At 56.2% G+C, this 12,728-nt stretch carries 10 protein-coding genes; all 10 read left to right on the forward strand.

The genetic code is table 11. From position 1 onward, the window contains the following. Positions 1 to 81 precede the first annotated feature (81 nt). The 10 genes from nuoG (at position 82) to CTZ24_RS14930 (ending at position 12,674) form a co-directional block, all read left to right on the forward strand. Positions 82 to 2,805 carry an NADH-quinone oxidoreductase subunit NuoG gene (gene nuoG, locus CTZ24_RS14885; RefSeq protein WP_208723917.1) on the forward strand — a complete coding sequence of 908 codons (2,724 nt, stop codon included), beginning with the start codon at positions 82 to 84 and terminating at the stop codon, positions 2,803 to 2,805. After that, positions 2,802 to 3,776 carry an NADH-quinone oxidoreductase subunit NuoH gene (nuoH, locus tag CTZ24_RS14890; RefSeq protein ID WP_021185071.1) on the forward strand — a complete coding sequence of 325 codons (975 nt, stop codon included), beginning with the start codon at positions 2,802 to 2,804 and terminating at the stop codon, positions 3,774 to 3,776. Before nuoG ends, nuoH begins: the two co-directional genes overlap by 4 nt. An 11-nt stretch (positions 3,777 to 3,787) precedes the next feature. After that, a complete protein-coding gene (gene nuoI / locus CTZ24_RS14895; RefSeq protein ID WP_013509879.1) occupies positions 3,788 to 4,330 on the forward strand; it encodes an NADH-quinone oxidoreductase subunit NuoI in 543 nt (180 codons plus the stop codon). 10 nt (positions 4,331 to 4,340) lie between these two features. Then, positions 4,341 to 4,892 carry an NADH-quinone oxidoreductase subunit J gene (gene nuoJ, locus CTZ24_RS14900; protein WP_013509878.1) on the forward strand — a complete coding sequence of 184 codons (552 nt, stop codon included), beginning with the start codon at positions 4,341 to 4,343 and terminating at the stop codon, positions 4,890 to 4,892. Next, positions 4,889 to 5,191 carry an NADH-quinone oxidoreductase subunit NuoK gene (gene nuoK / locus CTZ24_RS14905; RefSeq protein WP_013509877.1) on the forward strand — a complete coding sequence of 101 codons (303 nt, stop codon included), beginning with the start codon at positions 4,889 to 4,891 and terminating at the stop codon, positions 5,189 to 5,191. Before nuoJ ends, nuoK begins: the two co-directional genes overlap by 4 nt. Next, positions 5,188 to 7,023: an NADH-quinone oxidoreductase subunit L gene (gene nuoL, locus CTZ24_RS14910; RefSeq protein WP_208723918.1), complete on the forward strand. Its 1,836-nt coding sequence runs from the start codon at positions 5,188 to 5,190 to the stop codon at positions 7,021 to 7,023. Before nuoK ends, nuoL begins: the two co-directional genes overlap by 4 nt. An 88-nt stretch (positions 7,024 to 7,111) precedes the next feature. Continuing rightward, positions 7,112 to 8,632, forward strand: a complete 1,521-nt coding sequence (gene nuoM / locus CTZ24_RS14915; protein WP_208723919.1) for an NADH-quinone oxidoreductase subunit M — start codon at positions 7,112 to 7,114, stop codon at positions 8,630 to 8,632. A gap of 6 nt (positions 8,633 to 8,638) precedes the next feature. Further along, the gene (nuoN, locus tag CTZ24_RS14920; protein WP_021185067.1) at positions 8,639 to 10,096 is read left to right on the forward strand and encodes an NADH-quinone oxidoreductase subunit NuoN; all 1,458 of its coding nucleotides are present in this window, start codon (positions 8,639 to 8,641) and stop codon (positions 10,094 to 10,096) included. Between the two features lie 122 nt (positions 10,097 to 10,218). After that, the gene (locus CTZ24_RS14925) at positions 10,219 to 11,565 is read left to right on the forward strand and encodes an HdeD family acid-resistance protein (RefSeq protein WP_208723920.1); all 1,347 of its coding nucleotides are present in this window, start codon (positions 10,219 to 10,221) and stop codon (positions 11,563 to 11,565) included. Continuing rightward, positions 11,562 to 12,674 carry an MFS transporter gene (locus CTZ24_RS14930; protein ID WP_208723921.1) on the forward strand — a complete coding sequence of 371 codons (1,113 nt, stop codon included), beginning with the start codon at positions 11,562 to 11,564 and terminating at the stop codon, positions 12,672 to 12,674. The genes CTZ24_RS14925 and CTZ24_RS14930 overlap by 4 nt, the downstream gene beginning before the upstream one ends. Positions 12,675 to 12,728 lie beyond the last annotated feature (54 nt).

The following is a 12,728-nucleotide window of genomic DNA, read 5'->3' on the forward strand; positions in this document are numbered from 1 at the left end:
GTGGCGAGAGCATCGCGGCGGGGGAAAGAAAGAGATGTTTAACGCTCGTCTTCGGACGGGCCTTACGGAAGCATATTCACTATGGCTACAATCCATGTAGACGGTAAAGAGTATGATGTGAACGGGGCGGACAACCTGCTACAGGCTTGTCTCTCCCTGGGCCTTGATATTCCTTATTTTTGCTGGCATCCCGCGTTGGGAAGCGTAGGTGCCTGCCGCCAGTGTGCGGTAAAGCAATTCCAGAATGCCGAAGATACTCGCGGCCGCCTTGTTATGTCCTGCATGACACCGGCGTCGGACGGCACTTTTATCTCCATCGACGATGGCGAAGCGAAAGAGTTTCGTGAAAGCGTGGTGGAGTGGCTGATGACCAACCACCCGCACGACTGCCCGGTGTGTGAAGAGGGGGGTAACTGCCACCTTCAGGATATGACGGTGATGACGGGCCACAGCTTCCGTCGCTATCGCTTCACCAAACGCACCCACCAAAATCAGGATCTCGGCCCGTTTATTTCGCATGAAATGAACCGCTGTATCGCCTGTTACCGCTGCGTGCGTTACTACAAAGATTATGCCGACGGCAAAGACCTTGGTGTCTACGGCGCACACGACAACGTCTACTTCGGTCGCCCGGAAGATGGCACGCTGGAGAGCGAATTCTCCGGTAACCTGGTCGAAATTTGTCCGACCGGGGTGTTCACCGATAAAACTCACTCCGAACGCTACAACCGTAAATGGGACATGCAGTTTGCTCCGAGCATCTGCCAGCAGTGCAGCGTCGGTTGTAACACCAGCCCGGGTGAACGTTATGGTGAACTGCGTCGCATTGAAAACCGTTACAACGGCACGGTAAACCATTATTTCCTGTGTGACCGTGGTCGCTTTGGTTATGGCTACGTCAACCGCAAAGATCGTCCTCGTCATCCGGTACAGTTGCGCGGTAATGACTGGGTTACGCTGAATGCCGAACAGGCGGTGAACGCGGCGGCAGATGTGCTGCGTCAGGCGAAAAAAGTCATTGGTATAGGTTCACCGCGCGCCAGCATTGAAAGCAACTTTGCGCTGCGTGAGCTGGTGGGTGCAGAAAACTTCTCCACCGGTATGCCTGCTGGCGAGCAGACGCGTCTTGAGCTGATGCTGAAAGTGCTGCGTGAAGGCGGCATCTACACCCCGTCTCTGCGTGAAATTGAAAGCTACGATGCGGTGCTGGTGCTGGGTGAAGATCTCACTCAGGTCGGTGCGCGTGTCGCACTGTCCGTGCGTCAGGCAGTTAAAGGTAAAGCCCGCGAAATGGCGGCGGCGCAGAAAGTCGCTGACTGGCAGATTGCGGCGATCCTGAACATTGGTCAGCACGCCAAACATCCGTTGTTTGTGACCAACGTTGATGAAACCCGTCTGGATGATATCGCGGCATGGAGCTACCGTGCACCGGTGGAAGACCAGGCGCGTCTTGGTTTTGCTATTGCGCATGCGCTGGACGAATCCGCGCCAGCCCCAGGCAACTTTGACAAAGCTCTCGACGGCAAGCTGGACGTCGTGGTGCAGGCGTTGGCAGGGGCGAAAAAGCCGCTGATTATCTCCGGTACCCACTCGGGCAGCACCGCCATGATTGAAGCGGCGGCTAACGTCGCGAAAGCGCTAAAAGCGCGCGGCGCGGATGTCGGCATTACCTTGCTGGCGTCAGCGGCAAACAGCATCGGTCTTGGATTGATGGGGGGGGCATCGCTGGACAGCGCGCTGGATCAACTGAGCAAAGGCGAAGCGGACACTCTGGTGGTGCTGGAAAACGACCTTTACCGCCACGCGCCAAAAGCGACGGTGGACGCCGCGCTGGCTCAGGCAGCCAACGTGATTGTGGTCGATCATCAACGCACCAGCACGCTGGAAAAAGCCAACCTGGTGTTCTCTGGTGCCAGCTTTGCGGAAAGCGACGGCACCTCGATCAACCACGAAGGCCGCGCACAGCGTTTCTTCCAGGTTTTCGATCCGGCCTACTACGACAACAGCGTGGTGATGCTGGAGAGCTGGCGCTGGTTGCACTCGCTGCACAGCACGGTTGAAAGCCGTAAGATTGACTGGACGCTGCTTGATCATGTGATTGATGCTGCGGTGGCTGCTCTGCCACAACTGAAAGGTATCAAGGACGCGGCACCGGATGCCAGCTTCCGTATTCGTGGACAAAAACTGGCGCGTTCACCGCATCGTTACAGCGGCCGTACCGCCGCGCGTGCCAACATCAGCGTGCACGAACCGCGTCAGCCGCAAGATAAAGACACCATGTTCGCCTTCTCGATGGAGGGTAACAACCAGCCGGGTGCGGCCCGTTCGCAGATCCCGTTTGCCTGGGCGCCAGGCTGGAACTCCCCGCAGGCATGGAACAAATTCCAGGCCGAAGTGGGCGGTAAGCTGCGCAATGGTGATCCGGGTGTGCGTCTGTTTGAAGCTACGGAAGGTGCATTGCCGTGGTTCAGCGCGATTCCGGACAGCTTCGTTAGTGGCAGCCAGTGGCGTGTCGCCCCTTACTATCAACTGTTTGGTAGCGAGGAGATGACCCAGCGTTCTCCGGTGTTCCAGAAACGTATGGCTCCGGCCACGCTGGTCATTAACCCGGCCGATGCGGAAAAACTGGGCGTCAACAATGGTGCCGCCGTTGAGCTGGTGTGTGCCGGTGAAACGCTGCGTCTGCCGGTGCGCTTCTCCAGTGCGTTGCAGGCGGGGCAGGTAGGTCTGCCGCTGGGTATGCCGGGCGTGCCGCCGTTCCTCTCCGGTGCGCAAATTGACAAATTGCAGGAGGCGGCGCAATGAGCTGGCTGACACCGGACGTTATTGACATCCTGATTAGCATCGTCAAAGCCATCGTCATCTTGCTGGTGGTGGTGGCCTGCGGTGCCTTCATGAGTTTTGCCGAGCGTCGTCTGCTCGGCCTCTGGCAGAACCGTTACGGACCAAACCGTGTAGGTTGGGGCGGTTCGCTGCAATTAGCAGCAGATATGCTGAAAATGTTCTTTAAAGAGGACTGGGTCCCGCCCTTTACCGACCGCTTTATCTTTACTCTGGCCCCGGTGATTGCGTTTGTTTCGCTGCTGCTGGCTTTCGCCATCGTACCGGTATCGCCCACCTGGATGGTCACCGACCTGAACATCGGTCTGCTGTTCTTCCTGATGATGGCCGGTCTGGCGGTGTATGCGGTGCTGTTCGCGGGCTGGTCGAGTAACAACAAATACTCGCTGCTCGGCGCGATGCGTGCTTCCGCGCAGACCCTGAGCTACGAAGTGTTCCTCGGCCTGTCGCTGATGGGCGTGGTGGCACAGGCAGGTTCCTTCAATCTGAACGCTATCGTCGAAAGTCAGGCGCATTTGTGGAACATCATTCCGCAATTCTTTGGCTTCCTGACCTTCTGTATCGCGGGCGTTGCGGTGTGTCACCGTCACCCGTTTGACCAGCCAGAAGCAGAACAGGAACTGGCCGATGGTTACCACATCGAATACGCCGGGATGAAGTTCGGTCTGTTTTTCGTGGGTGAATACGTGGCGATCACCACCGTATCAGCGCTGATTGTGACGCTGTTCTTCGGTGGCTGGCACGGACCGTTCCTGCCGCCGTTCATCTGGTTCGCTATTAAGACCGCGTTCTTCATGATGATGTTTATCCTGATTCGTGCTGCGCTTCCGCGTCCACGCTATGACCAGGTGCTGTCGTTCGGCTGGAAAGTGTGTCTGCCGTTGACGCTGTTGAACCTGCTGGCGACCGCCGCAGTGATTCTGTCTGCGCAGTAAGGGGTTTTGAGATGACTTTAAAAGATATTGTCGTTGGCTTCGGCACGACAGTGCGCAGTATCTGGATGATAGGCATGCATGCCTTCGCCAAACGCGAAACCCAGATGTACCCGGAAGAGCCGGTCTACCTGCCGCCGCGCTACCGTGGCCGTATCGTGCTGACGCGCGACCCGGACGGTGAAGAGCGTTGCGTTGCCTGTAACCTGTGTGCGGTAGCTTGTCCGGTAGGCTGTATTTCGCTGCAAAAAGCCGAAATGCAGGATGGTCGCTGGTATCCGGAATTCTTCCGCATCAACTTTTCACGCTGCATCTTCTGTGGTCTGTGCGAAGAAGCCTGTCCGACCACCGCTATCCAGCTGACCCCGGATTTCGAACTGGGTGAGTTTAAGCGTCAGGATCTGGTGTACGAAAAACAGGATCTGTTGATCTCCGGTCCGGGTAAATATCCGGAGTACAACTTCTACCGCATGGCGGGTATGGCAATTGACGGCAAAGGCAAAGGCGACGCGGAAAACGAAGCCAAACCGATCGACGTCAAAGGCTTGTTACCTTAAGGAGCCAGCTATGGAATTTGCGTTTTATCTTTGCGGTCTGGTGGCGGTGTTGACGACGCTACGCGTCATCACCCACACCAACCCGGTGCATGCACTGCTGTACCTGATTGTTTCGTTGCTGTCGATTGCTGGCGTGTTCTTCTCAATGGGCGCGTACTTTGCCGGGGCGCTGGAAATTATCGTCTACGCCGGTGCCATTATGGTGCTGTTCGTGTTCGTAGTGATGATGCTGAACCTTGGCAAATCCCAGCAGGATCAGGAGCGTGAGTGGCTGAAGCCGTCGCTGTGGATTGGTCCTGGCATCGTATCCCTGCTGCTGCTGGTGGTGATGATTTATGCCATCAGCACCGCGCACGATCAGGGCATTGATGGCACTGTCATTGACGCCAAAGCCGTGGGTATCAGCCTGTTTGGTCCTTACGTACTGGCGGTGGAGCTGGCATCCATGTTGCTGCTGGCCGGTCTGGTTGTTGCCTTCCATATTGGACGTGAAGAGCGTCAGGGCGAGGTGCTCAGCAATCGCCCGGCTGAGGCGCAAGGGAATAAGGAGGAGCACGCATGATCCCGTTACAACACGGCCTGATTCTGGCTGCTGTGCTGTTTGTTCTCGGCCTGACCTCACTGGTGCTGCGCCGTAACCTGCTGTTTATGTTGATTGGTCTGGAGATCATGATCAACGCCGCCGCGCTGGCGCTGGTGGTCGCAGGGAGCTACTGGGGGCAAGCCGACGGTCAGGTGATGTATATCCTGGCAATCAGCCTCGCGGCGGCGGAAGCCAGTATCGGTCTGGCGCTGCTGCTCCAGCTCTATCGTCGTCGTCAGACGCTGAACATTGACACTGTGAGCGAGATGCGCGGATGAATCTTCTCTACTTAACTGTTTTATTTCCGCTGATTGGCTTCCTGCTGTTGGCATTTTCCCGTGGTCGCTGGTCGGAGAACCTGTCTGCCGCTGTGGGGATGGGATCAGTCGGTCTGGCTGCCCTGACCACGATTTTTGTCGGCATGGATTTCTTCAGCCAGGGCCAGCAACCGTTCACTCAGGCGCTGTGGACCTGGATGCAGGTTGGTCACTTTGACATCAAGGTCAATCTGGTGCTGGATGGCCTGTCGCTGACCATGCTGTCAGTGGTGACCGGTGTGGGTTTCTTCATCCACATGTTCGCGTCCTGGTACATGCGTGGTGAAGAGGGCTACTCACGCTTCTTCGCCTACACCAACCTGTTTATCGCCAGCATGGTGGTTCTGGTACTGGCCGATAACCTGATGCTGATGTACCTCGGCTGGGAAGGGGTGGGGCTGTGTTCCTACCTGCTGATTGGTTTCTACTACAGCAACCCGGAAAACGGCAAAGCGGCGATGAAAGCCTTCATCATTACCCGTGTGGGTGATGTGTTCCTCGCGCTGGCGTTGTTCATTCTCTACAACGAACTTGGCACGCTGAACTTCCGCGAGCTGATGGAGTTGGCTCCGGCGCACTTCGCCGCCGACAACCATATGCTGCAATGGGCAACCTTGCTGCTGCTGGGTGGTGCGGTTGGTAAATCTGCCCAGTTGCCGTTGCAAACGTGGCTGGCGGATGCGATGGCCGGTCCGACGCCGGTTTCAGCGCTGATCCACGCCGCGACGATGGTTACTGCGGGTGTCTACCTGATTGCCCGTACGCATGGCCTGTTCCTGCTGACGCCTGACGTGCTGCATCTGGTCGGTATTGTGGGTGCCATCACCCTGGTGCTGGCGGGCTTTGCTGCGCTGGTGCAAACCGACATCAAACGCGTGCTGGCATACTCCACCATGAGCCAGATTGGCTACATGTTCCTGGCGCTTGGCGTGCAGGCGTGGGATGCGGCGATTTTCCACCTGATGACCCACGCGTTCTTCAAAGCGTTGCTGTTCCTGTCATCCGGTTCGGTAATTCTGGCCTGCCATCACGAACAGAACATCTTCAAGATGGGCGGCCTGCGTAAGAGCATCCCGCTGGTGTATACCTGCTTCCTCGTGGGGGGGGCCGCACTGGCTGCGCTGCCGCTGATTACCGCAGGTTTCTACAGTAAAGATGAAATCCTGTTTGGTGCGCTGGCGAATGGTCACATCAATCTGATGGTGGCGGGTCTGGTGGGTGCGTTCCTGACCTCAATCTATACGTTCCGCATGATTTTCATCGTGTTCCACGGTGAAGAGAAAATCCATGCTCATGCCGGTAAAGGTATTACTCATCATCTGCCGCTGATTGTGCTGCTGGTGTTGTCCACCTTCATTGGTGCGTTGATTACACCGCCGCTGGCGGGTGTGTTGCCGCAGAACGAATTTGGTGAAGGCGGCAAAGTGGCACTGGAAATCACCTCTGGTGTGGTGGCGATCGTCGGCATTCTGATTGCTGCTGCGTTGTGGCTGGGCAAGCGTCAGCTGGTTACCCGCGTTGCCAACAGCGCGCCGGGCCGTTTCTTCGGCACCTGGTGGTTTGCCGCCTGGGGCTTCGATTGGTTATACGACAAAGTGTTCGTTAAACCTTTCCTCGGCATTGCGTGGCTACTGCATCGTGATCCGCTGAACTCGCTGATGAATTTGCCAGCCCTGATTTCGCGCATTGGCAACAAAGGTCTGGTGGTCAGCGAAAACGGTTATCTGCGCTGGTACGTGGCGTCGATGAGCGTCGGTGCCGTGGTAGTGCTGGCGCTGCTGCTGGTGATCTAACAAGATTGATGGGCGGGGTGAGGGTTTCTTCACCCCAGTCGAGAAAGTAAAAATTGCCTGATAAAGGCAGAAAAAAGGGAAGTATGCCGTGTTATTACCTTGGCTAATAATCATACCTTTTCTCGGTGGCTTGCTGTGCTGGCTGGCTGAGCGCCTTGGCGCGAAGGTGCCGCGTTGGATAGCCCTGATCACCATGGCACTGACGCTGGTGATTTCGTTGCAACTCTGGTTGCAGGGTGGCTATTCACTGACGCAGGCGGCTGGCATGCCACAGTGGCAATCCACCTTCTCCGTACCGTGGATTCCGCGTTTTGGCATCAATTTCCATCTGGCGATTGATGGTCTGTCGCTGCTGATGGTGGTGCTGACCGGTCTGCTCGGCCTGATGGCGGTGCTCTGTTCGTGGAATGAAATTGAGAAGTATCAGGGCTTTTTCCACCTCAACCTGATGTGGATCCTCGGTGGCGTGATTGGTGTGTTCCTCTCCATCGACATGTTCCTGTTCTTCTTCTTCTGGGAAATGATGCTGGTGCCGATGTACTTCCTCATCGCACTCTGGGGTCACAAAGCGTCAGACGGTAAAACCCGTATCACGGCAGCGACCAAGTTCTTCATCTACACCCAGGCATCCGGTCTGGTGATGCTGATTGCTATCCTGGCGCTGGTGTTTGTGCACTACAACGCGACCGGCGTCTGGACCTTCAGCTACGAAGAGCTGCTGAAAACCCCGATGTCCCACACCGTGGAATATCTGCTGATGCTGGGCTTCTTTATCGCCTTCGCCGTCAAAATGCCGGTGGTGCCGTTACACGGCTGGCTGCCAGATGCGCACAGCCAGGCACCTACCGCAGGTTCGGTCGACCTCGCCGGGATTCTGTTGAAAACCGCAGCCTATGGTCTGCTGCGTTTCAGCCTGCCGTTGTTCCCGCACGCGTCGGCAGAATTTGCTCCGATTGCCATGTGGCTCGGCGTGATTGGTATCTTCTACGGTGCCTGGATGGCGTTCGCGCAGACCGATATCAAACGTCTGATCGCTTATACCTCCATTTCGCACATGGGCTTTGTGCTGATTGCCATCTACACCGGCAGTCAGTTGGCGTTCCAGGGTGCGGTGGTACAGATGATTGCCCACGGCCTGTCCGCCGCGGCGCTGTTTATCCTGTGCGGCCAACTGTATGAACGCCTGCATACCCGTGATATGCGTCAGATGGGTGGCCTGTGGTCACGTATCAAATGGATTCCGGGCCTGTCGTTGTTCTTTGCCGTGGCTAACCTCGGGATGCCGGGCACCGGTAACTTTGCCGGGGAATTTATGATTCTGACTGGCAGCTTCCAGGTGGTGCCGGTGATTATCGTGATTGCCACCTTTGGTCTGGTATTTGCCTCGGTGTACTCGCTGGTGATGATGCAGCGCGCGTACTACGGCGAAGCCAAATCACAGGCCCCACTGCCAGGGATGTCACCGCGTGAGTTCATTATGATTATGGTTTTGGTGGTGTTGCTGGTTCTGCTGGGGGTTTATCCGCAGCCGATTCTTGATACCTCCCATGCTGCAATGAGCAATATTCAGCAGTGGTTTACCGCTTCAATTTCAACTACAAGGCCGTAATTCGCCATGACAATAACTCCTCAACAATTGATCGCGTTACTGCCGCTGTTGATCGTCGGATTGACGGTGGTGGTTGTGATGCTGTCCATTGCATGGCGACGCAACCATTTTGTAAATGCCACGCTGACGGTCATTGGTCTTAACCTGGCGCTGCTTTCTCTGTGGTTTGTTGCCCATGTCGGGGCAATGGATGTGACGCCGATGCTGCGCGTTGATGGTTACTCCATCTTCTACACCGGACTGGTGATGCTGGCGAGTCTGGCGACCTGTACTTTCGCCTACCCGTGGCTGGCCGGTTTCCCGGACAACAAGGATGAGTTCTATCTGCTGGTGCTGATTGCCGCGCTGGGCGGTATTGTGCTGGCCAGCGCTAACCATCTGTCGGCGCTGTTCATCGGTATTGAACTGCTGTCTCTGCCGCTGTTTGGTTTGATTGGTTACGCCTTCCGCCAGAAACGTTCGCTGGAAGCGGCACTGAAATACACCATCCTGTCAGCTGCAGCCTCATCGTTCCTGTTGTTTGGTATCGCACTGATTTACGCGGATTCCGGCAGCCTGAGCTTTGTGCAGTTGGGTAAAAGCCTGAATGACAGCATGATGCAGCAGCCGCTGCTGCTGGTCGGCCTCGGGATGATGATTATCGGTCTTGGCTTCAAACTGTCGCTGGTGCCGTTCCATCTGTGGACGCCGGATGTCTATCAAGGCGCACCCGCTCCGGTATCCACTTTCCTTGCGACCGCCAGCAAAATCGCTATCTTTGGCGTGATCATGCGTCTGTTCATGTACGCGCCGGTGACCGACAGCGAAGCGGTACGTACCGTGTTGGGTGTGATTGCCTTTGTTTCGATTCTGTTCGGTAACCTGATGGCGATTTCGCAGAGCAACATCAAACGTCTGCTCGGTTACTCCTCCATCGCTCACCTCGGTTATCTGCTGGTGGCGTTGATTGCGGTGAAAACGCATCAGCTGTCGCTGGAAACCGCTGGCGTCTATCTGGCCGGTTACCTGTTCAGCAGCCTTGGCGCGTTCGGTGTGGTCAGCCTGATGTCCAGCCCTTACCGTGGCCCGGATGCCGATACTCTGTACTCCTACCGTGGCCTGTTCTGGCATCGTCCGATTCTGTCGGCGGTGATGACCATCATGATGCTGTCACTGGCCGGTATCCCGATGACACTGGGCTTTATTGGTAAGTTCTACGTGATCGCTTCCGGTGTGAACGCCCATCTGTGGTGGCTGACGGGTGCGGTGGTGGCAGGTAGCGCCATCGGCCTGTACTACTATCTGCGCGTGACTGTCAGCCTGTACCTCAGCCCGCCAGAGCTGCATACCCGCGATACGCCAGCGAATTGGGCATTCACCGCCGGTGGTGTGGTGGTACTGATTTCCGCGATTCTGGTGTTGCTGCTGGGGGTTTATCCGCAGCCGCTAATCACGCTGGTACAGATGGCTCAGCCGCTGATGTAACCTTCGTGTTGTTGCTTCAGACAAATCAGGCCTGCGGGCCTGATTTTTTTTGCCCGCTATCTGACAATTTTGCCGCGTGTTGCTAGTTTTTAAGCAGTGTTCACTCGTCGCGCAGAGGCCTTGTGATCAAGTTGATATTTTTGCTCACCGGTGCTCAGGTGATCCGCAGACGCTGGTACTGGCTGGCTTTAGTGGGTTCGGCCTTGCTGATTTTGTCTGCATTAATCCTCTATGACATCAGTAGCGACGGCCTGCTTTCGGTGCCGCTGGATCTGCTGGCGATATTTTTTATCATCGAAGGTCTGGTGCAGATGACATTCGCGTTTATCCGCGAAATGCGTATTGACGGGCTGACCCTGCTGAAAGCGCTGGGATTATGGTTTATCGGTTTTCTGATCCTCAATATTCCCCAGGACAACAATGATGTTTCGGCGGTGCTGTTTGGCATCGCGTTTATGGTCGATGGCCTGTTTCGTATTGCTGCAGCTGTGGTATTGCGTGGCTGGCGCTGGCGTAAGCAGTGCCTGACCGGGGTTGTCGAGTGGTTTATCAGCATTCTGATCCTCAGCGACTGGCCGTTTCATCATCACATCGCCGTGCCCTTATGTTTCGCGTTGTTGTTGCTGAGTATCGGCACCACGCTGCTACAAATGGCGCGACAGGCGAATTTGTTGACGGATAACAGCACCGTCACCACGCTACCGCTGTTTAAAGTCGGGGGATTGCGACAATGGCACAGCAGCCAATACGTCCATCCGCCATTTCCCCACCGACCACCCACTCAGCCATTGAAAGTCTATGTCTGGACCCCATTGGGATCAGGCAGGCTGCGCGAGAGTTACCAGCTAATCAATCGTTATATTGCCGCCGTCGATCAACATGGCGTGATATCAACCGGCCATGCGGCGATGGAAGCGGGCGAGGATCTGTATATCAGCCACTATCCGCTGGATGATATTGATCGCGACAGCAGTAACTTCCGCGCGGTGCTGCGTTCCGGGGAACACAATGATGTAGCCGGACGTTTCCTTGCCTCCCTTACGCTGGAGGTCGCTGACTGGTGCGCCCCTGATAAACAAATTCTGTTTACCCATTATAATTTCAAGGCATTACATAATTTCTGGCACAGTTACCGCCTGGACAGTACCTACAACCTGACCGCGCGAAACTGTTCTTCCGCCGTGATTCAGGCATTAGATGTCGCGATTGAGGGCGTCCTCGCCAGAAAACCCTATGCCGGATTGCGATTGTTCAGCGATCCCAACTTTTGGTTATTGGGGGTCGTACGCGGCAGGGCGGAGGAGATGACCTGGACGCCTGGCCTGGTGCTGGATTATGTCCGGTTGCTGCACCGTGTCATTGAGCCACAGCCCAGCTCGCTCTGGCCGGTTCGTTTGTGGCGTAGCCTGTGCTTACGCCATGCGTTATGGCAGCAAAAACGGACGCCATCGCGCAGTGTGATCAAATGACGCGAAACAGCGTAATGATCCTTGTCGCGATCACTATCTTTGGTCTGACTTATGGTTTAAGCGCACCACTGATTGCACTCAGGCTCTCGGCGGCTGGCTATAGTGAAACGCTGATTGGCATCAATGCGGCGATGCATGCGGCAGGTGTGCTGATTATCGCCCCTGCCTTGCCAGCACTTTGCCGCCGTTTTTCGCCACAAGCATTGCTGATCACCGCACTGCTGGCCTCAATGCTGCTGTTAATCTTTTTTCCTTTGTTACCCATTGCCAGCAGCTTCTTGTTGCGGTTGCTGCTCGGTATGGCTTCCGAAGTGATTCTGGTGGTCACGGAAACCTGGCTCAATCAACAATGCGTGGAAAGCAATCGCGCGAAGATGCTGGCAACCTACACCGCGATGTTATCGGCAGGGTTTGCGCTTGGTCCTTTTATCTTGACCTTGCAGGGCAGCGGGGATGGCGCGTTTATTACCGGGGCCGCCTTGTCTGCCATTGCCGCGCTGGCGCTGCTCGGCAGCGGTAAACTGCGTTTCAGTGCGGAACAGGGGGGGGCACGGAGTTTCTCACGCTGGTTGCGATTGTTACCTCTGGCACTGTCGGCGACCATCCTCAACGCGGCTCTGGAAGCGGCTGGTATGAATCTGCTGGCACTTTACGCCATCAATCTTGGCTGGTCTGAAGCGCAGGCGACATCCTTAATCACCATTTTACTGGTCGGTGCGATCCTGTTGCAGTTGCCGATCGGTTGGCTGGCCGATCGTATGGATCGCCATCATCTGATTGTCTGGCTGGCTGCGTTGTCGACCCTGGGGGCGCTTGCCTGGCCGCTGGCGTTGCAATCGTTGTGGCTGGCGCGTTTGCTGTTGTTCTGCTGGGGCGGGGTATTTGTCGGCATTTATACAGTGATCATCACGCTGGTGGGGCAGCGCTTTCAGGGTTCGGAACTGGCGGCAGCCTATGCGGTGCTGTCGGTGGCGTGGGGTATTGGCGCCTTTGTTGGCCCGGCATTGGGGGGATTAGCGATGTCACTCACGCTGCATGGCCTGCCGTGGATGGCGGCGCTATTGTGCGCCTTCTTTACCGGTTTCGCCTTACAACAACGACGATGTTGATTTATTTTTCGGCTTCATAAAACCTGCGCGATAAATCGCGCCGCTACGGAAGGA

This window comes from Pantoea phytobeneficialis, from assembly GCF_009728735.1.
Lineage (GTDB): Bacteria > Pseudomonadota > Gammaproteobacteria > Enterobacterales > Enterobacteriaceae > Pantoea > Pantoea phytobeneficialis.